An 18,894-nucleotide genomic window follows, 5' to 3' on the forward strand; every position below is an offset into this window, starting at 1 on the left:
TTAGCAGCTCCTGCAGTTTTTTTAAGAATCTTTAAGAATCAGCTGGGCAAGCCTGTCAATCAGTTCCTGCAGTCCCTGCAGCTTGCTCAAAACAATGCGAATCATTCGCATGCCTTTCATGCGCCGGCAATTTAGTGTGGGATATGTGAAAAAAACGTCAAAACAATCATTAATCAATGTCGTTTGTATTTAGATTGAGTCGCTCGGTTGCATTTTGAAGGGCAGAGCGGTCTGAATTCAAACGATATCGTCGACGAGGCTCACTGATTTCACGTGAGCAGTGCTGGAAAGCATCGAGAGGCCCAATGGGCCTCTCGATGCTTTTTCATTGGGCGGGGGCGTTGGGGATGAAGGCGACGCTGGCGTCCGAGCGCGGATGCATCAGCCGTTCGCCGTTGTCGGGTTGCGTGACGACGGCTTGATGGTCGACGGTCAAGTAGTTCAACGGCAGCTGATCGCCACGCTTGTATTGCGCCACAATGATGGTGCGCTGCGGGTTCCACTGCTGGCCGCTGGTCTTTTCCAGCCACGCCATGAACTGTGCGCTGCTGCCTTCACGGGGGAAGTCCTGGGTGTCAGGCACGTAGTAGAAAGGCGCACCGTCGTTTTGCAGGTACATCGGGACTTTGTTGTCGACCTCGACCATCACCATCCGCCATTGATTCCACGGTGCAATCAGGCTGGCTTGAGCCTTGACGTCCTTGCCGAACTGCACGACGCCGCCACCACCGTTACTCCAGGGCACGATAATCCCGAGTATCAGCAACAGCAGGGCGGTCGTGACGCCAAAGCCGATCTTCAGCCCGCGTCCTTCGACTTTGCCGGCAGCACGCCGTTGTTCCATGCGCCGGGTGACCCACCAGGCCGCCAGCAGCTGGGCAAACGGCACCAGCGGCAAGACGTAATAACTGCGTCGACTACCGCTGGCAGTGAAGAACAGGAACAGCAAGCCCAGACCCCAGATCAACCAGCGGGCATTGGGTTCGAGCGTGCGCCAGTTGCGAGCCGCGACCCACAGCCCAAGCACCCAGTACGGTGCCCATGGCAAGGTGTAGACCGGCAAGTAAATCAGGTAGGTGTAAATCGGCCCGATGTGGTCGAACGGCTGGAAAAACCGCACTACGTTTTCCCGGAAGACCAGTCCCAGACCACTCTCGGCGGAGGTGGGGGCACCGTAGATATTCGACAACACGAACGGCACCGCGTAGACAACGCCGCCAACCAGCAGGGCGACGCATAGACGCAGGTTGAGGTGACGTTTCCAGCGGCCGTCTTGCAGCAGATGGGGCAGCAGTAGCAGCCCCGGCAGGATGAAACCGATCAGGCCTTTGAACAGAGAGGTCACGGACAGCAGCAGGAAGAATACGCAATAGCGACCGAGACGCGTATCGTCCGGGCCGCGCCAATACCACCAGACCGCCGCCAGCACACCGCACACGGTCAGAATGTCAGCCGTCGCGACCCGGGCCCAAAAGACGAAATAGAAGGTGGTTGCCAGCATCCAGCCGGCGATCAGGCCGGTGCCTTTGCGAAACAGCTGCTCGCCGATCAGGTAGACCAGCCAGACACTCAGCCAGGCTGAAATCACCGACGTCAGGCGCAAGGACCAGTGGCCAAGGCCGCCTGTGAACCAAGTGGTGGCGGTAATCAACCAGTAGGAGGGCAGCGGCTTGTCGTAATAGGAGCCGCCCATGAGGTACGGGTCGAAGTAGTTACCGCTTTGCAGCATCTGCAACGTGATATTCGCCCAACGGGTTTCCGGGCCCCAGAGTTCCCGTGTGCCCAGCCCCAATAACAGGAGAAGCGCTGAAACCCCAAGCAGGATCAGCAGCGCGCGTGTTTCCGTTTCCCGCGACTTCATGTGGTGTTTCCTGTAGGTCTCGACCGCCAGCCGCCGGATCGCTCCGTGCCAATGGACGCCGCGACCTGCGCGCCAGGGTCAGAAAGTGCAAATCATCTACTTGCCGGGTGACGATAGGGATATCGTCACCCGGCAAACCAGCGCATCAGGATGATGGATCAGGGTTGTTTCGGGAAGATCAGGATCTCAAGTTCGCCCCGCTTGTAATGTTTGCCATCGATTGGCAGCAGCAAGACTTCCTGTTCTTCCAGGGCGTTTTTCACACGCATGACCACACCCACCGAACCCTTTTTGCGGGCTTCGGTCATCCACTGCTGGATGCTGTCCATGTCGACTTTGCGGTGTGCGGCCTCAGGGTAGTCAGTGCCGTACTTCAGCTCACCCACCGTGTTGTACAGGTCGACTTGCGGGCGTTTCAGGCGCCAGGACAATGCCGAGGCCGCGCCCAAATCGTTACTCAGTAAAGAAGTGGTCTCGCTCAACTCCTGAACATGCTCGGCGATGAACTGGTCAGGCATTTTGCTGTTGACGATGGCGTTGGGCATCGCCGCCGGTAACAAGGCGACCAGGAGCCAGATTCCCAGCGCCGGGGTGGCCCAATAGACCAGAGGTCGAAGGGCTTGCAGGGCGTTGGCGATGATCCAGCCGGCCAGCACGATGAAGCCCAGCGACATTGGGAACATTTCGGTGTTTTCGAAGATCGGCCTGGTGATCTGCAGATAGATCAGGACAATCAGGGCAATCGTCGCGATCGCCGTGTTGAGCAAGCCGTTGATGCGAATCGACCGGCCACGGGCCTCGTTCACCAGATCGATCAACGTATTGGCCATCAGCAAGGCCAGCGGCAACAGGCACGGCATGATGTAGGTTGGCAGCTTGCCCTTGCTCAGGCTGAAAAACACCAGCGGCAGGAGCATCCACAACAGCAGGAAACCAGTGGTGTTCTGAGTCTTGTTTTTCCAGGCCTGGGCCAGCGTCGATGGCAGCAGGGCCGCCCACGGCAAGCTCGAAACCACCATGATCGGCAGGAAGAACCACCACGGCCGGGTGTGCTGGGCATTTTCGGCGGCGAACCGGCGAATGTGCTCTTGCCAGAAGAAGTACCGCCAGAAATCGGGTTCCTGGCTGTGGATCGACAACACCCACGGCAGGCTGACAACAATGGCGACAACCATCGCTACCGGGCCATAGCGCAGTAACTCGCCAAAGCGCTTTTGCCAGATCATATAAGGCACTGCGATCAACACCGGCAACAGCCAGGCAAGGAAACCCTTGGTCAGGAAACCCATGCCACAGGCGAGGCCGAGCAGGGCCCAGGCACCGAGTCTGCCGCGTGGGGTTTTGTTATCCAGGGCAAACCACAGGGCAACCAGGCTCAGGTTGACCCAGAAAGTGAACTGCGGATCGAGGTTGGAGTAGCCAGCCTGGCCGGCGATCAGGCCGAAGCTCATGTAGAGCAGGGCGGCAGCGAAACTCTTGCGCGGATCGTTCCACATCCGACGGGCGATCAAATAAGCCAGCCACACACTCAGCCCGGTGCTGACCGCCGAGGCAATACGCACACCAAACAGGTTCTCGCCAAAGATCGCCTGACCGATGGCGATCATCCAGTAACCGGCAATGGGCTTCTCGAAATAACGAAAGCCCATGAAATGCGGAGACACCCAGTCACCGCTCAGCAACATTTCCTGGCTGATCTGCGCGTAGCGGGGTTCGTCGGGAATCCATAACCCATGGCCCACCATCGGCAGCAGGTAAAACAGGCCAAAGGCCAACAACAGGCAAGGTAAAGCCCAGCGTTTGATCATTTGACTCGTGCTCCCTGCGACTTCATGCGACGGTTCGGATTGCTGCGTGAGCAATCAGTAAAGTGATGCGTGACGAGTATGATTTTTCGCTTCATGAGACGGCCTTGATACCGGAAGACATTGCTCGGTTTTTAGTGTTTTGGTTATGACGTTCGGTGCTGCGCAGGCTTTGTCCAACAAAGGCGCGCGCTGGGGCATAGACATCGCTGTAGCGACGATCCGGCCGTATTATTCGGCAAAAGAAAAACGGCGACGCATGACATTAAAAAATAAAGTTATTCAGCTTGTTTCAAGCGCACGCAAACGCTGACGAACTGCCGTAGTGGCGACGTTTTGAGTTCGTTAACCGCGTCTGCGTGCACTGACCGCAAGCACTATTTGCTGGCGAATCGTTTATCCAGCACGGTTGGCCAGTCCTGGGAGTTCACAATGCCGAGGATTTTCAACTGCCCGTCAGCGGTAACCGAGACGAACAGGGCGCTGGTGTACTCACTGGTGGGGGCATGCTTGAAGCCGGTTTGCTTCTCGAAGTCACTGATGCAGCCGCTGTGGGTGACCAGGACCAGGTTGCGATGCGCGGTTTTGTGTGCAACGACATCGTCACGCATGGCCTTGCCGCACTGGGCCAGCCATTCCTGATGCGTCGCCTCTTTACCGAACATGTATTGCGCGGTTTGCATCGTGCGGGTCGCCGGGCTGCTGAACACATCCGCATGGTCCATGCCCAGAGCGTTGAACCCCTTGCCCACCTCGGTCGATGCCGCACTGCCTACCTGGGTAATACCGTCGGCCGGGCCCAGGCAAGGATTTTTCGACTGATCGCAACGTTCGGCATGCCGAACCAGCACCACCACATCCCCAGCCTGCCAGTGTTCGAAGACACCAGCCGTTGCCATGTGATTTCCTTCCGCCAGCATCGCAGGAGTGTGGGGCCACAAGACGAAACCGGTGACCAGTGCTGCCACGATCACCGCCGATGCGGCGAGGGTCACTTTCATGAAGCGGTTTTTGATCGCCCGTTTAGGCGAGTCCTTGGGCATTGCAGAATTAACCACGCCTTTCACCTGTCAATAGTATTGGGACGAAGAAGTTCGACACCGTTCAAGCAGGCAGCTTAGTCAGTACATAAGAAACGCGAGCATTGAAGGTCGAATTGTGCCGGTCAATTTAGGGGCAGGCAGGTGGGGGATAAGTGAAACGAATGTGAAAATTTTGCGGGGACTCTTAACCTTCACTTAATCAAGGCTAATTAGTTGATTTCAAGTACATTGCCCACCATGGGCGCCGCCTCGCCGGGACCGCGAGTGCGGTCGTCGGGGGAGTCGGCAAGTGCCCGCTCAGGCGCACCTGTTTCAAATTGCTTCGTGGGGCGGCTTCCCCAGCAGATCTATTCTGCAACCCGGGCCGGCGTCGTAAACCGCCAGTTTCATGTCGTGTAACCGCGCCACCGCCGAGACCATGCTCAAGCCCAATCCATTGCCGGGGGTGTGGCGACTCAGCTCTGAACGGTAGAGCCGGCGAAATACCGCCTCGCGCTCGGCTTCCGGAATGCCCGGACCATTGTCGGTTACCCGAATACCGACGTCTGCTCCATCAGCAATAACCCTGAGACTGACGCTGCTATGGTCGGGAGAGAACTTGATTGCGTTATCCAACAGATTGCAGCACGCATCGAACAGCAATTGGGCATCACCGGCGATCAGCGCTGACTCCGTGCTGGCATGGAACGCCAGGCTGATGCCGCGCTCCTCGGCCAGCGGTTCGTAGAGTTCGGCGGCATCGGCGCCAATCAGGTTCAGATCGACCGGTGCAAAGTGGCTGCGTCGCGCACTGTCCTCAATCTCCGAAATGCGCAACAAGGCACGGAACGTCATCAGCAAGCCCTTGGCCTCGGCCAGAGCCGAATCAATGCTGGTGGCATATTCGTCCTCACGCAGACCTCGACGCTGCGCGCGCTCAAGGCCCGCGATCAGCCGGGTCAAGGGCGTGCGAAGGTCGTGGGCGATGTCGTCGCAGACACCTTTGACCTCGCTCATCAACCGTTCCAGTTCATCCAGCATGCTGTTGACGACGTTGGCGAGGCGGTCGATGTCATCGTTGTTGCCCAGGGTTGGCAAGCGGCCACTCAAGTCGCCTTCGATAATGCCTTTGATCGAATCGCTCAACCGGTCGAGCCGGCGCCGCGCCGAGTAACCCAGTCCGATCGCGCCTAACAGGCCGACCACCAGCAGCAGGACCCCACCGGAAATCAGTGCATGGACCAGAAGTTCGTCGAACTCCTGGATATCGTGCATGTCCTGGGCGACCAGCAGGGTTTTGCCGTCTTCCAGTCGATGGGCGATAAACCGCACGGGACGAGAGCGATCGTTGCTTTTCTGCCAGTCGAACTCGGTGGGGCGATCATATTTGCTGAACGCTGGCAGTTGATGAATGGCGCCGACAATGTACTGGTCCTTTTCATCGAACAAACTATGGGGCAGGCGGCCTTCTGTGTCCGAACTGGCGTGTTTGCGGATTTCCTCTTCACGCAGCTGCGGGGTTTGCTGGCTGCGACTCTCTACCTGGCGATACAGCGCAGTGTCGGCCTCGGTCTTCAGGTAAAACGCGGTCTGCCAGTAGATGTAGCCAAACAGCGCGAGAAACGAGCAACCGAACAGTCCCAGAAACATCAGGCCCGTGCGAAAGCTGATGGTGCGCGGAATCTCACTCAGGTGAACGGAGAACATAACCGGCCCCCCGAATGGTGTGGATCATCTGCGCTTCGCCTTCGGCGTCGATCTTGCGACGCAGACGGCCGATGTGCACTTCGATGACATTGGTGCGCTCGTCATAGCTGTAATTCCATACGGCTTCAAACAACATGGTGCGCGTGACCACCTGTTCGGCGTTGCGCATCAGGTGTTCCAGCAGCGCGTATTCACGCGGAACCAGGTCGATGGTCCGATCGCCACGGCGCACACTGCGCCGTAACAGGTCGACGTGCAGGTTGCCGACGCGCAGCTGATTGTCCGGCTCGCGGGTGCTGGGTTCGGCACGGCGACGGCTCAAGGCGTCCAGCCGTGCGGTGAGTTCGATGAATTCGAAGGGCTTGGTCAGGTAGTCATCGCCACCGGCGCGCAAGCCTCGAACACGTTCATCCAGCGCACTCAGGGCACTGAGGATCAATACCGGCGTGCTCACACTCGCCGCCCGCAAGGCGGTCAATACGCCCAGCCCATCGATGCCACCGGGCAGCATCCGGTCGAGGACGATCAGGTCGAAGGGCTCGCCGAGGGCCTTGAGCAAACCGTCACGGCCGTTGTTCACGCAAGTGACCGTAAAGCCGTGATCCTGCAGTGCTGCTTCAATTTCACGAGCGGTGGAGTTGTCGTCTTCGACGACCAGAACGTGGGTCATGGGAGTTGAACCGGCCACTTGAACGAGTGAGAGATGGCATAGTGTGTCAAATCCAGGCAGACGCCAACGTCGCCGCCAGATAAATAAAAGTTTAGTTTTTTGTTATGAGAGGAAGCTCCTTGCGCATTCTAGTCGTTGAAGACGATGCCCAGACCGCGACCTACCTGTTGCGTGGGCTGACGGAAAGCGGGCACGTGGTGGATGTCGCCGAAGAAGGCAACGATGGCCTGGCCATGGCGTTGGAAGGCATTCATGACGCGTTGATTGTCGACCGGCGCTTGCCGGGGCTCGACGGTATCGCGTTGGTGCGGGCGATACGCAGTCGTGGCTTGCGTATTCCGGTGTTGATGCTCAGTGCTCAGTCGACCACCGCGCAAAAGGTCGAAGGCCTGCAAGCCGGTTGCGACGATTACCTGGCCAAACCCTATGCCTTCGCCGAAGTGCTGGCGCGACTCGACGCCTTGTTGCGCGGTGCCGATCAACCGAGCGCTGGAGGGCGCAAGCTGATCGTTGGAGAGCTGGAACTCGACTGCGCGACGCGTACGGCGGTGCGTCAGGGGCGCAGCATTACCTTGCAGCAGCGTGAAGCGTTACTGCTGGAAAAACTCATGCGTCACAGCGGCCAGGTGGTGACCCGCGACATGCTGCTCGACAGCGCCTGGGATTACGCTTTCGACCCCAACGACAATGTCATCGATAAACATATCCATCGTCTTCGGCGCAAACTTGATGAAGGTTTCGAGTACTCGCTGATCAAGACCATCCCGGGTGCGGGCTACAGCTTTCAGGCCGGCCCCGAGCCCGATTAAACAAAAGTTTACCTACAGGCGAACGCTCTGCTAGGCGCTGTTGGCTATCTTCGGCTCATTCGTGGACTTGCTCCACAAAGGCTTGAGCCGGAGATCGCGTGTCAATGTCAGTTGCAACCTCACCGAGGCGTCACCTCTTACCGATGTCGATACTGCTGGGCGTCTTGATGCTCAGCGGTTGTTCGATGGTGCCCGCTTATCATCAGCCGGACGTGCCGCTGGCGGCAAACTGGAATGGCGCCGAACAAACCTCCGCCGCACGAGGAGGGCAGTGGTGGAGCGAATTCCACAGTGCTGAACTGAATGACCTGATCGCCCGCGGCCTCTCGGCCAATTACACCCTTAAAGCTGCGGCCAGCCGCATCGAAGAAGCACGCGCTTCGGCTCAGGTCGTCGGTGCCGGTCAATATCCGACAGTGGCGCTGGGTGGCAACGTTCAGCGTCAGAATAATTACGGCACCACGAAAAAAAGCAGCGTGTTCGCCCAAGCGACCTACGAACTGGACTTCTGGGGCAAACAACGCGCGGCCGCCGATTCCGCCGACGCGCTGGCCAATGCCAGTGTGTTCGATGCACAAACCCTGCGCATGAGCCTGGGGGCGAGCATCGCCGACAGCTACTTCCAGGTCTTGTCGCTGGAAGAACGGCTGCGCCTGGCCCAGTCGATTGCCGATGACGCCAGGCAGGTACTCGACCTGGTCGAAGTCCAGGCCAGTCAGGGCGCCGTGTCCAATCTTGAAGTGGCGCAGCAACGCAATGCCCTGGAAACCTTCCAGGCGGCGATGCCACCTTTGCGTCAGCAGCGCGATCTGGCGCTCTATCAATTGGCGGTACTGGTGGGCGAGACGCCGCAAGGTTTCCACCTGAAAAGCGCAGGTCTTGACGGTTTGCAGGTTCCGCGTCCGTCCGCTGGCTTGCCGATCGGCCTGCTGCGTCAGCGGCCCGATGTGCAAGCCGCTGAAGCGCGACTGGTCTCGGCCAACTTCGATGTAGGCGTGGCCCGTGCGGCGTTTTTGCCGAATCTGTCGCTGGACCTGATCGGCGGTATCGACACTATTGCTGGCGGCAACATCTGGAGCGTGGTCGGCACATTGGCCCAACCGGTATTCACCGGCGGCCAGCTCAATGGCCAGTTGCATTTTGATCAAGCCCACGCACAGGAACTGACCGCCAGTTACCGTGAATCGGTGATCGAGGCGCTGCAAGACGTCGAAACCCAACTGAGCGCCACCCGCGAACTGGACAAAAGCTATGCCTTGAATCAGGCCGCGGTGGACTCCGCCCGCGAGGCCGCCAGGTTGGCGCAGGTTCGTTATCGACTGGGTTCCACCGACTTCCAGACCTTGCTGATCGTCGAGCGCACCCAGTATCAGGCCGAAGACACGTTGTTGCAGGTACGCCTGCAACACCTGCAGGCCGCTGTCGGTTTGTTTCGGGCGCTGGGCGGCGATTTCACGCCCGACGCCATCGCCTCTCTTTCTCCTTCTCAGGCGTCTCACCCATGAATGCCAAGCCACGCGTTGCGAACCCTCGCCATCGAGCACTCTCCTGGGCGCTACTGGTCCTCCTGATAGGTGCCGGCGTCGGCGGCTTTCAGTGGATCAAACGGGCCCAGGCCGCGCCCACCAAGGCTGAAGCCACGGCAGTGCCGGTGCAACTGACGCAAGTCAGCCAACAGGACTTGCCGATCTGGCTCAGTGCGATCGGCAACGTTCAGCCGCTCAACAGCGTCAATGTGCGGGTTCGGGTGGATGGCGAGTTGCAGAAAGTCCTGTTCAAGGAAGGCCAGACAGTGAACGCCGGCAGTCTGTTGGCGGTGATCGATCCACGGGTCTATCAGGCGCAAGTGGCGCAGGCGCAAGCGCTGGTGGCCAAGGATCAGGCACAGCTGGCCAACCTGCGGGTGAATCTGGACCGGGCCAGCAAACTGGCGGCCGCCAAGGCCGGGCCGACCCAGGATGTCGACACCTATCGCGCCGAGTTGGCGGCACAGCAGGCCACGGTGCAGGCTGACCAGGCGGCACTGGATAATGCGCGCCTGCAACTGGAGTTCACGCAGGTCAAGGCACCGTTGACCGGGCGCACCGGTCAGCGCTTGCTGGATGTTGGCGCCATCGCCCATGGCGCGGAAGCCACGGGCCTGGTGACGATTACCCAGATGAACCCGATCTCGGTGGCCTTCGCGGTCTCCCAGGACGAACTGCCGCAGATTCTCGAAGAAAACGCCAAGAACGCCTTGCAAGTGGTCGCCATGACCCGCGACGGCCATCAGGAAATCGCTCGCGGCCGTCTGAGCTTCATCGACAGCCAGGTCGCTGCGGCCAGCGGTCAGATCCAGTTGAAGGCCGAGTTCGACAACAGTGCCAACCAGTTGTGGCCCGGCGAACTGGTCAGCGCGCGCTTGCTGGTCAGCACCCGTCAGGACGTCACGGTAGTGCCGGCCAATGCGGTGCAGTTCGGTCGTCAGGGCAACTTCGTCTATGTGGTGGGTGCCGATCAGCGAGTGCAGACGCGTCAGGTCGATGCAGCTGCCGTGGTCGATGGCCAACAGTGGATTCGTCAGGGGCTGGCCGCTGGAGAAACGGTGGTGGTGCAAGGCCAGTCACGCATCGCGCCGGGCGTCAAAGTCGCGCCGATCAAGGCTGACGAAGCCGCTGCGCTGGTGTCCGCCACGCCCGTGGAGAGTGCGCGATGAAAGGGCTCGCCGGACTGATTCAACGACGCGTTGGCCTGAGCCTGTTGGCACTTGGGGTCATGCTGCTCGGGGCTTTTGCTTACTTCCAATTGCCGGTGGCACCCCTGCCTACGGTTGATTTCCCGACTATTCAGGTCACCGCCAAACTCTCCGGGGCCAGCGCCGAGACCATGGCTTCATCGGTGGCGACGCCACTCGAAAGAGCGTTTGCCGCCGTTCCGCAAGTCACTTCGATGACCTCATCGAGCGCGGCCGGCAAGACCCAGATTGTCTTGCAGTTCGATCTGTCGCGGAACATCGACGGCGCCGCGCAGGATGTGCAGACCGCGATCAACACCGCCACCCCGAACTTGCCGAAGACCATGACCAGCACGCCGACCTTCAACAAGGTCAACCCGGCGGAAGGTACGGTGTTGTCGCTGGCCGTGACATCGCCGACGCGCACGCTGCCGGAACTCGACCGTTACGCGGACAACTACATTGCCCAGCGTTTGTCGCAGATGCCCGGTGTGGGGCTGGTGGATTTTCATGGCGAACAAAAACCGGCGGTGCGCATTCAAATCGACCCGGATGCGCTAGCCGCGCGCGGCCTGAGCCTGGAAGACGTGCGCAGCGTGATCGGCGTCAGCACGGTGGATCAGCCCAAGGGCACCCTTGACGGACAGACCCGTTCCATCACCCTCGGCGCGACCGACCAGATGCTCGACCCGCAGCATTACCGGGATCAGGTGATTGCCTATAAAAACGGCATGCCGATCAAACTCGGTGACCTCGGCCGGGTAATCGCCGGTGCCGAAGATACCCAGCAGGCCGCGCAGTTGGGTGCCGAGCCGACGGTGATCGTCGACATTCACAAACAACCGGGTTTCAACCTGCTGTCGACCATCGCCACGATCAAGGCCAAGCTGCCCGAACTGACCGCTTCATTGCCGCGTGATGTGCAGGTCCAGGTGGTGGGCGACCGCACCCAGACCATCGAAGCCTCGGTCAATGACATGCAATTCACCTTGCTGCTGTCGATTGCCCTGGTGGTCGTGGTGATCTTCGTGTTCCTGCGCAAGGCCACCGCCACCCTGATTCCCAGCCTGACCATTCCGCTGTCGCTGGTGTCGACCTTCGGCGTCATGTATTTGCTCGGCTACAGCCTCGACAACCTGTCGATCATGGGCCTGGCGATTGCCGTCGGTTTTGTGGTGGACGATGCCATCGTGGTGATGGAAAACATCGTGCGCCATCTGGAAATGGGCAAGTCACGCCTGCAATCGGCGGTCGATGGCTTGCGCGAAGTGGCGTTCACCATAGTCTCGATGACGGTGTCGCTGATCGCGGTGTTCTTGCCGATCCTGTTGATGTCGGGGATCGTCGGGCGCCTCATGCGCGAGTTCGCGGTCACGGTCAGCGTGGCTATCATCATGTCCTGCATCGTCTCGCTGACCATCACGCCGATGCTCTGTGCCTGGCTGCTCAAACCACATGCCGAAAGCGAGGAGGGGCGTTTCGCCCAGGCATGCGAGCGGGCGTTCACTGGCTTGCACAACGGCTATCGCCGCAGCCTCGACTGGGTACTCGACCATCAGCGTCTGACCCTCGGCGTGGCGTTGGCGACATTGCTGGCGACCGCGGTGTTGTACGTGAGCATTCCCAAGGGCTTCTTCCCGCAGCAGGATAACGGCCTGATCCAGGGCGTGGCCGAAGCCGCTGCCGATATCTCGCCGTTGGCCATGCGTGAACAGGTCAACCGTGTCGCCGAAGTCGTCGGTCGTGACCCGGCGGTGGCCAAGGTGTATTTCTGGATCGGCCCGAACCCGACGGTCAGCCAGGGCAAGGTGATGATCAACCTCAAGCCGTTCAGCGAGCGCACCGACAGTGCCCGCGAGGTGATCAGCCGCTTGCAGCCGGCCCTCGATCAGTTGTCCGGGGTCAAGGTCTACCTGCAGGCTAACCAGGACATCCAGATCGGTGGCCGCGCCAGTAAAACCCAGTATCAGTACACCCTTCAGGACCCGGACAGTGCCGAACTGGACCACTGGAGCGGGGTGTTGCTGGAAAAACTCAAGACCTTGCCGCAACTGCAACACGTGACCTCTGACCAGCAGCAGGCCATTGCGCAGGCAACCCTGGTGATCGACCGTGCCACGGCAGCGCGACTGGGCGTGACGGTGCAGGCCATCGACGACGTGCTGTACGACGCCTTCGGGCAGCGTCAGGTCGCGACGATGTTCACCCAACTCGACCAGAACCATGTGATTCTCGAACTGGACCCGCACTGGCAGACGTCCACCACCACGCTGGACCATTTATATGTGCGTGCAAGTTCCGGAACCTTGGTGCCGATGAGTCTGTTGGCGAGCATCAAGACCGAGCAAGTGCCGATCATCATCAACCACCAAGGGGTGTTTCCGGCCATTACCCTGTCGTTTGACCTGGCACCCGGTCAGGCCCTGAGCGATGCGGTCAGCGCGATCAATCAGGCGTCCCTGGCGGTGGCGATGCCCGACACCGTGGTCGGCAGTTTCCAGGGCACTGCCCAGGCGTTCCAGGACTCGCTGAAATCCCAGCCCTGGCTGATTCTGGCGGCGATTCTGACCGTCTACATCGTGCTGGGCGTGCTCTACGAGAACGCGATTCACCCGTTGACGATCATCTCGACCCTGCCGTCCGCCGGGTTCGGCGCGCTGCTGGCACTGATGCTGTGTGGACAGGACCTGTCGGTACTTGGGATGATCGGCATTATTCTGCTGATCGGTATCGTCAAGAAGAACGCGATCATGATCGTTGACTTCACGCTCTCGGCCCAGCAACGTGGCCTGTCTGCCAGAGACGCCGTGCGTGAAGGCTGTTTGTTGCGGCTGCGGCCGATCCTGATGACGTCATTGGCGGCGCTGCTCGGTGCGGTGCCCCTGGCGTTCGGCCACGGTGCCGGCTCGGAGCTTCGCCAACCGCTGGGCATCGCCATCGTCGGTGGCCTGGCGGTCTCGCAGATCCTGACGTTGTACACCACACCGGTCGTCTACCTTTGGTTTGAGCGTCGGCGTCGCAGCCAAAAACTCGTCGCGCAAGACATCAAGGTGTGAAGCCGGCATTCAAACACTGGAAAGACATGGACTCCAAACAGAGCCTGACGAAACGGATTGTGATTGTTTTCGCACTGATGACTGCGTTTGTCGCGGGGGTCTTTGCGGTCGGTATTGTCGTGACCGTGCACGTCGTTGAAGGAAAGCTCACCACGACCAGTCTGAGTGGCGGGCTGCAACGTTTGCTGCTGATGGACAACACCGACGACTGGACCCATCGACCGGAGAAAGACGAGCTGTTTTTCTTTGAGGGCGGGCTGGGCGAAATGACCCCCGACGAACAGCTCAAGGCGCTGCATCCGGGCTTTCAGGAAATTGTCTATCGCGGCGAGGACTACTACGCCGTGGTGCGGGTGGTCGACGGCCGCCAATACATCCTGCTCAAAGATCAGCAAAGCCACGAACAACGCGAACGGGTGTTGTACGCAGTGGTGATTGTCGGGTTCGTGTTGAGCATCCTGCTGGCGATCCTGTTGGGTTGGCTGCTGGCCCGACGCGTCATGGCGCCGGTGATCCGGCTGGCGCGCCAGGTGCGTCACCGCGACCAGTTACTGGAACTCGCGCCACCGCTGGCGCCCGAGTATGCCGTCGACGAGGTTGGCGAACTGGCGGTTTCCTTTGATCAAACCCTGGGCCGACTGCGTGAGGCACTGGGCCGGGAAAAACTCTTCACCAGCGATGTGAGTCACGAGTTGCGAACCCCGTTGATGGTGCTCGCCAGTTCGTGTGAGCTTTTGCTGAGCCATCGTGCCCTGGATCAGCGCTCGATGGCCCAGGTCAGCCGTATTGCCAGGGCCAGCGATGAAATGCGGCAACTGGTCGACACCTTCCTGATGCTGGCGCGTGATCGGGACAGCGACTCCGGCAACGGTGTCAGCGCATCCTTGAAAGAAGTCGCCGACAGCCTGGCGGAAATATGGGGCCGGCTGATCCGGGAAAAAGGTCTGGAGTTCATCTACGTCAACGAGCAGGCCTCAAACACCCCCTACAACCTGACGTTCCTGCAATCGGTGATGGGCAACCTGCTGCGCAACGCCTGGCACTACACTGATCATGGTTTCATTCGCCTGACCCTTCGTGACCACGGCTTCAGCGTGGAAGACAGCGGGATCGGCATCCCGGAGGAAAAACGCCACGCGATGTTCCAACCCTTTGTCAGGGGCGACGAACACCGGGGCGACGGGCTGGGCCTGGGGCTGTCGCTGGTTCAGCGGATCTGCACCAATCAGAACTGGCGTGTGGAGCTCACCACCCGCGAACCCCACGGCTGCCACTTCGCCGTGGACCTGACAGAGCATCAGGAGCAAGTCCTGCTCTGACAGCGTGGCGATGAAACCGATGGCGGGTTCGAGCACTGAAGCCGGTGCGAAAGTGCCCGTTGGTCGGATCCTGTGACAGGCCGGTCGATTTGCGGTCCTGCGGATCGACTAAGCGGTAAATCGATGACGCAATTCAACGAGGAGAGTGATCATGTCCTATGTCGATGGTTTCATTGCTGCCGTACCCACCACCAACCGCGATAAATTCAAGCAACACGCCGAGTTCATGGCCGCCATTTTCAAAGAGAACGGCGCATTGAGCGTGACTGAATGCTGGGGGGACGACGTGCCCGAAGGCAAGGTGACCTCGTTCCCGATGGCGGTGAAACTCAAGGAAGGCGAGACCGTGGTTTTCTCGTGGATCATCTGGCCGGACCGCAAAACGCGTGACACTGGCATGCAACAGTTCATGGCCGACCCTCGAGTCCGCTCGGAGGGCAACTCAATGCCCTTCGATGGTCAGCGGATGATCTTCGGCGGCTTCGAGACGATCGTAAGCGTGTGAGGTTCGCGTGACCCGGAGCGGGGCGAGCAAGGACGCAGCCCCGTCCCTATTCCTGAGTGGTGATCCTGCAACTCTTGCGATTGCGGATCTCGTTATCCGTCGGCCGCTCTTTGACAAACTCAAAGCGCGGTTCGCCCTCGCTGTACGTGACCAGCCAACCCCACTCCAGTTCAGACTCATCCTGCCCAGGTTTGGGCGGCGCAGCCCACCATGGCTCTTTGCTGACAATCTGGCGCATACCCCCTCCAAGTGGTTTGGGTCCCTTCAACTATAACGTGGATGACCGGGGGCGCCAGAACTCGGGAGTGTTTGGTGCGGTCCGTCTTCTTTTCAGTCCTGCGACATGCTTTTCACGAATCGCTCACATACGGGAGCGCAGATTGAACTGACAAAAGGATTTGACCCCATCAACAGAAAACCCGCCATGCGCGGGTTTTTTGTTGCGCGTCTGTAAATGCCTCGACCTGGGCGGTGTCCAGACGCTCCTACCAACGCAATTCGAAGGCATTGTTCGCGCCCAGCTGGATGCTGCTGCCCAAGCGTGCACACTCGCGAGAAAGGGTGTCGTGCAACCATTGACGGTCATCTCCTTCGGCACGACAGATGCGAAAGCGACGGAGGCGGGTGGGTATCAGGTCCAGCGACTGCAGGTGCCCGCCGGGGTCCAACGAGGCAAAGTATAAGAGCCCCAGGTCGCCGCGAAAGGCTGTATGGTCCTCGATGCCTTCGTAATCGTTCAGAAGATCACCGCAGCCATAGAGAATCAGGCGTTCGCGGTACACCTCGATGCCCTTGACGTGGTGCGAGGAATGCCCGTGCACCACGTCAACTCCGGCCTCGTCGATCAAGGCATGGGCGAACCGGACCTGCTCTCGCGGGATCTCGAACCCCCAGTTGCCGCCCCAGTGAATGGAGGCGACCACTAGATCCCCAGGATTTTTGCCCTCGATAATCCGTTTGGCCACAGGGCGCAGACTTTGCATCGACAAGTCCTCCAGCCGCGCGACGCCCGCGCGCCTATCCGTGGCGGCCCAGTCCGGCGCAATGCCGCTGTCGGGTGCGCCGAGGCCAAACACCAGCAAGCGTCGCCCGCCAGGTTGCGGCAGCACGGCGGGCGCTTGCGCAGATTGCCGGTTGCGCCCGGCGCCGGCGCTGCACATACCGTTGCTCGATAGGGTATCTAACGTATCGGCCAGGCCGGCTGCCCCCCAGTCCAGCACATGGTTGTTGGCCAGCACGCAGCAGTCGATGCCGGCAGCACTGATGGCCGGGAAGTTCTCCGGGCTCATGCGGTAATTGATGCCCTTTTGCTCCGGTCGTCCGCGGCGGGACACCGCAGTTTCCAGATTGATGATGCGTGCGTGTGGCTGGCGAAGCTTGAACTCATCCAGCGCAGCGCCCCAGACATAGTTGAAATCGACTGGGCGGGGAATCGAGCCATTGAGTCTTTCTGCCAGCCGGACGTAATCGCCGGCATTCTTGACGTAAGCTTCGTAAAGCCGCGGATCGCCAGGATGCGGCAGAACTGAGTCGATGCCGCGGGCGGTCATGACGTCGCCGGCGAGAAACAGCTTCAGCGTATCGGTAACAGCTGCCATGGCAGCCTCCCGGATATCCCGAAACACCCTGAGGGCGTGGCCACCGAGACCTCCCAAGTAACTGGCTAGTGGCGGGTAAAGCGCTGGACGCCATCCTGTCCAATATCACCTCATGTGAATATCCACCGTTATCAATCATCAAGCTCCTCGGGTGAAACCACCCACACACTGCATGGCATTTTGTACAAAATGCTTTCTGCTGTGCTACCAATCAATCGGCCCATTCCCCGATGAGCGACCCGGCCCATGACAATCACGTCGACGTCATAGGCATCGGCATAACTGGCCAGGACCTTGGCCGGGTTGCCCATGATCATGTGACGCTGTTCCGGCGGGATGCAATTGCGCTCGGCCATTGCGTTGAAGGTGTCCCCCTGAGCGTCGAACAGCGTCTTGGCTTTGCCTGAAGAAAAGAAGGTCGAAACGTTGTTGAAGTCGAATTCGTCTGCGCTGATGGATGACAGGTCATAAGCGTAGACGACGTCGACCTCGGCGTTGCAGGCGCTCGCCAGTTTTACTGCTTCGTGGAGTATCCGGTCGTTGAGGGCCTGGTACTGACCATCGCGGTGGAAAGGGTCGACCGCCGCAATCACCTTGCGAGGCAACGCATGTGCTGTATTACTGACGAAATGCAGCGGTACCGGACACTCGCGCAGCAAGTGCACGTCCAGAGGTGTGAACATCAGGCGCGAGAGCAGCGATTCATGCTCCAGCGCTTTAATCACCAACTCTATGGGTTGTTCTTTGAGGTGGATGAGGATTTCCTGGAGTGGGCGTTCGACCCATGTCACCTCGGTGGTGACCTCCAGGCCAATCTTGCGCAAGGGCCTGGCCTGTTCCTCAAGCCACTGGCGGTGGCGTTCGACATAACCCAGACGCATCTCTTCCCGGGCCTGGTCGTTGACCAGGCTGGCAGTCGCCAGGCCTTCCAGGTAGTCGAAGGCCACGATGTGTAGCGCCGCACCTTCGGCCTTGGCCAGTGCTGCGGCCCTGCCGAAGGCCGGACTGTGTTGCATCAGTGGCGAGACGATCAGCATAAAGCGTGATTGACCAGACATGACGAACCTCTCATGGGTAGACACAAAATCGGCGGTCTTCTATGGGAGCGATGAATCGTTAGCTCCTGAAACCATGGTCTGATCGTGCCGCTAGCCAGGCGCCCGAGTTTGATCTGTATCAAACGGGCGAGAGGCCGGCCCCGTCGCCCGACATACGGTCGTTTGCTACACCTCGAATCCCGGAATTATTGACCATGATCAATTTCTCGTCCTCGACCCCGGTGCAGCCTGAGGTTCGTGCGTATTTCAAGCCCTCGTACAGGGCGGGAGAGATCATCATGGCAACCATGAAAGCGGCGAGCGCCGCTTGGTGGCGGTGGTGGTGGCCAGCGGTGGCGTAGATCTGTCACCGCTGGTGACCCACCAGTTTCAAACTGGACGATATTGAAGCGGCTTATGAGTTGTTTGGTCATCAACGTGACGGCATGATGAAGGTCGCGATTACACTGTGATGGAGTATTTGGAAGCCAGGACGCACCGCCTGCAGACCCGATTACGGGACTTGAACCGAGGCTGGCTATGATCATTGAAATAACACAACAACTGGCAAGACATCGCTGGCTCGTACACATGGATGGGTGGGAGGCGGGTTTCGACAGTCTGGATGAAGCCGAGGCGTTCGTCAGGCAACTCAAGGCGCGCATCAATGCGCCTCATGCCTGGCCGGTAACCGCCGCCACAGTACCGTTGACCGGACAGGCGCCTGGTAACCAATCTGGCGCTGCCGTTGTGCAAAGGGCGTTGGCTGACCTCGCGAGATAAGTGCCGAGC

The 18,894-nt window shown here is 59.7% G+C and carries 16 protein-coding genes and 1 pseudogene; 9 read left to right on the forward strand and 8 right to left on the reverse strand.

Features of this window, described 5'->3' with window-relative positions; translation table 11 throughout:
* Positions 1-325: 325 nt before the first annotated feature.
* Together AC1RPZ_RS00445 and arnT are read right to left on the reverse strand one after the other, a co-directional pair.
* Entirely contained in the window at positions 326-1,861 is a 1,536-nt protein-coding gene (locus AC1RPZ_RS00445; RefSeq protein ID WP_493133737.1) for an ArnT family glycosyltransferase, read from the reverse strand.
* A gap of 158 nt (positions 1,862-2,019) precedes the next feature.
* Positions 2,020-3,669: a lipid IV(A) 4-amino-4-deoxy-L-arabinosyltransferase gene (gene arnT / locus AC1RPZ_RS00450; RefSeq protein ID WP_493133739.1), complete on the reverse strand. Its 1,650-nt coding sequence runs from the start codon at positions 3,667-3,669 to the stop codon at positions 2,020-2,022.
* Positions 3,670-3,814: 145 nt separating this feature from the next.
* Here arnT and AC1RPZ_RS00455 point away from each other — a divergent pair, with 145 nt between their 5' ends.
* A complete protein-coding gene (locus AC1RPZ_RS00455; protein ID WP_493133741.1) occupies positions 3,815-3,979 on the forward strand; it encodes a hypothetical protein in 165 nt (54 codons plus the stop codon).
* Positions 3,980-4,043: 64 nt separating this feature from the next.
* Here AC1RPZ_RS00455 and pmrG read toward each other — a convergent pair whose 3' ends face one another.
* The 3 genes from pmrG to AC1RPZ_RS00470 form a co-directional block, all read right to left on the reverse strand.
* On the reverse strand, positions 4,044-4,724 hold the full coding sequence (pmrG, locus tag AC1RPZ_RS00460) for a lipopolysaccharide core heptose(II)-phosphate phosphatase PmrG (protein ID WP_493133743.1): 681 nt from the start codon (positions 4,722-4,724) through the stop codon (positions 4,044-4,046).
* A 297-nt stretch (positions 4,725-5,021) separates the two neighbouring features.
* The gene (locus AC1RPZ_RS00465; RefSeq protein WP_493133745.1) at positions 5,022-6,395 is read right to left on the reverse strand and encodes a sensor histidine kinase; all 1,374 of its coding nucleotides are present in this window, start codon (positions 6,393-6,395) and stop codon (positions 5,022-5,024) included.
* Positions 6,373-7,065: a response regulator transcription factor gene (locus tag AC1RPZ_RS00470; protein ID WP_493133747.1), complete on the reverse strand. Its 693-nt coding sequence runs from the start codon at positions 7,063-7,065 to the stop codon at positions 6,373-6,375. The genes AC1RPZ_RS00465 and AC1RPZ_RS00470 overlap by 23 nt, the downstream gene beginning before the upstream one ends.
* 119 nt (positions 7,066-7,184) lie before the next feature.
* Here AC1RPZ_RS00470 and AC1RPZ_RS00475 point away from each other — a divergent pair, with 119 nt between their 5' ends.
* The 6 genes from AC1RPZ_RS00475 to AC1RPZ_RS00500 all read left to right on the forward strand — a co-directional run bounded on the left by AC1RPZ_RS00475 (position 7,185) and on the right by AC1RPZ_RS00500 (position 15,467).
* Entirely contained in the window at positions 7,185-7,874 is a 690-nt protein-coding gene (locus AC1RPZ_RS00475; RefSeq protein ID WP_493133749.1) for a response regulator transcription factor, read from the forward strand.
* 143 nt (positions 7,875-8,017) lie between these two features.
* Complete coding sequence (locus AC1RPZ_RS00480; RefSeq protein ID WP_493133751.1) at positions 8,018-9,379, forward strand: efflux transporter outer membrane subunit; 1,362 nt, start codon at positions 8,018-8,020, stop codon at positions 9,377-9,379.
* Positions 9,376-10,569 carry an efflux RND transporter periplasmic adaptor subunit gene (locus AC1RPZ_RS00485; RefSeq protein WP_493133753.1) on the forward strand — a complete coding sequence of 398 codons (1,194 nt, stop codon included), beginning with the start codon at positions 9,376-9,378 and terminating at the stop codon, positions 10,567-10,569. The genes AC1RPZ_RS00480 and AC1RPZ_RS00485 overlap by 4 nt, the downstream gene beginning before the upstream one ends.
* Entirely contained in the window at positions 10,566-13,643 is a 3,078-nt protein-coding gene (locus AC1RPZ_RS00490) for an efflux RND transporter permease subunit (RefSeq protein WP_493133755.1), read from the forward strand. Before AC1RPZ_RS00485 ends, AC1RPZ_RS00490 begins: the two co-directional genes overlap by 4 nt.
* Before the next feature lie 26 nt (positions 13,644-13,669).
* On the forward strand, positions 13,670-14,962 hold the full coding sequence (locus AC1RPZ_RS00495) for a sensor histidine kinase (RefSeq protein ID WP_493133757.1): 1,293 nt from the start codon (positions 13,670-13,672) through the stop codon (positions 14,960-14,962).
* Positions 14,963-15,113: 151 nt separating this feature from the next.
* Positions 15,114-15,467, forward strand: coding sequence for a DUF1428 domain-containing protein (locus tag AC1RPZ_RS00500; RefSeq protein ID WP_493133759.1), 354 nt, complete (start codon positions 15,114-15,116; stop codon positions 15,465-15,467).
* A gap of 46 nt (positions 15,468-15,513) precedes the next feature.
* Here the strand turns inward: AC1RPZ_RS00500 and AC1RPZ_RS00505 are convergent, their stop codons facing one another.
* The 3 genes from AC1RPZ_RS00505 to AC1RPZ_RS00515 form a co-directional block, all read right to left on the reverse strand.
* On the reverse strand, positions 15,514-15,705 hold the full coding sequence (locus AC1RPZ_RS00505) for a hypothetical protein (RefSeq protein WP_493133761.1): 192 nt from the start codon (positions 15,703-15,705) through the stop codon (positions 15,514-15,516).
* A 247-nt stretch (positions 15,706-15,952) separates the two neighbouring features.
* Complete coding sequence (locus AC1RPZ_RS00510) at positions 15,953-17,065, reverse strand: CapA family protein (RefSeq protein ID WP_493133763.1); 1,113 nt, start codon at positions 17,063-17,065, stop codon at positions 15,953-15,955.
* Between the two features lie 131 nt (positions 17,066-17,196).
* Entirely contained in the window at positions 17,197-18,123 is a 927-nt protein-coding gene (locus AC1RPZ_RS00515) for a universal stress protein (protein WP_493133765.1), read from the reverse strand.
* 301 nt (positions 18,124-18,424) lie between these two features.
* Here AC1RPZ_RS00515 and AC1RPZ_RS00520 point away from each other — a divergent pair.
* Positions 18,425-18,575: pseudogene (locus tag AC1RPZ_RS00520) on the forward strand (NAD(P)-dependent alcohol dehydrogenase); the annotation flags it as partial.
* 67 nt (positions 18,576-18,642) lie between these two features.
* Positions 18,643-18,885 carry a hypothetical protein gene (locus tag AC1RPZ_RS00525; RefSeq protein ID WP_493133767.1) on the forward strand — a complete coding sequence of 81 codons (243 nt, stop codon included), beginning with the start codon at positions 18,643-18,645 and terminating at the stop codon, positions 18,883-18,885.
* Positions 18,886-18,894 lie beyond the last annotated feature (9 nt).

The organism is Pseudomonas sp. GW822-FHT02D10 (genome assembly GCF_058802345.1).

What these genes read in the sequence shown, in the direction of transcription:
- AC1RPZ_RS00480 (WP_493133751.1), top strand. Translation starts at nt 8,018, where the DNA reads ATGTCGATACTGCTGGGCGTCTTGATGCTCAGCGGTTGTTCGATGGTG.
- AC1RPZ_RS00500 (WP_493133759.1), top strand. Translation starts at nt 15,114, where the DNA reads ATGTCCTATGTCGATGGTTTCATTGCTGCCGTACCCACCACCAACCGC.
- AC1RPZ_RS00470 (WP_493133747.1), bottom strand. Translation starts at nt 7,065, where the DNA reads ATGACCCACGTTCTGGTCGTCGAAGACGACAACTCCACCGCTCGTGAA.
- AC1RPZ_RS00445 (WP_493133737.1), bottom strand. Translation starts at nt 1,861, where the DNA reads ATGAAGTCGCGGGAAACGGAAACACGCGCGCTGCTGATCCTGCTTGGG.
- arnT (WP_493133739.1), bottom strand. Translation starts at nt 3,669, where the DNA reads ATGATCAAACGCTGGGCTTTACCTTGCCTGTTGTTGGCCTTTGGCCTG.
- AC1RPZ_RS00455 (WP_493133741.1), top strand. Translation starts at nt 3,815, where the DNA reads ATGACGTTCGGTGCTGCGCAGGCTTTGTCCAACAAAGGCGCGCGCTGG.
- AC1RPZ_RS00495 (WP_493133757.1), top strand. Translation starts at nt 13,670, where the DNA reads ATGGACTCCAAACAGAGCCTGACGAAACGGATTGTGATTGTTTTCGCA.
- AC1RPZ_RS00485 (WP_493133753.1), top strand. Translation starts at nt 9,376, where the DNA reads ATGAATGCCAAGCCACGCGTTGCGAACCCTCGCCATCGAGCACTCTCC.
- AC1RPZ_RS00525 (WP_493133767.1), top strand. Translation starts at nt 18,643, where the DNA reads ATGATCATTGAAATAACACAACAACTGGCAAGACATCGCTGGCTCGTA.
- AC1RPZ_RS00490 (WP_493133755.1), top strand. Translation starts at nt 10,566, where the DNA reads ATGAAAGGGCTCGCCGGACTGATTCAACGACGCGTTGGCCTGAGCCTG.
- AC1RPZ_RS00465 (WP_493133745.1), bottom strand. Translation starts at nt 6,395, where the DNA reads ATGTTCTCCGTTCACCTGAGTGAGATTCCGCGCACCATCAGCTTTCGC.
- AC1RPZ_RS00515 (WP_493133765.1), bottom strand. Translation starts at nt 18,123, where the DNA reads ATGTCTGGTCAATCACGCTTTATGCTGATCGTCTCGCCACTGATGCAA.
- AC1RPZ_RS00505 (WP_493133761.1), bottom strand. Translation starts at nt 15,705, where the DNA reads ATGCGCCAGATTGTCAGCAAAGAGCCATGGTGGGCTGCGCCGCCCAAA.
- AC1RPZ_RS00510 (WP_493133763.1), bottom strand. Translation starts at nt 17,065, where the DNA reads ATGGCAGCTGTTACCGATACGCTGAAGCTGTTTCTCGCCGGCGACGTC.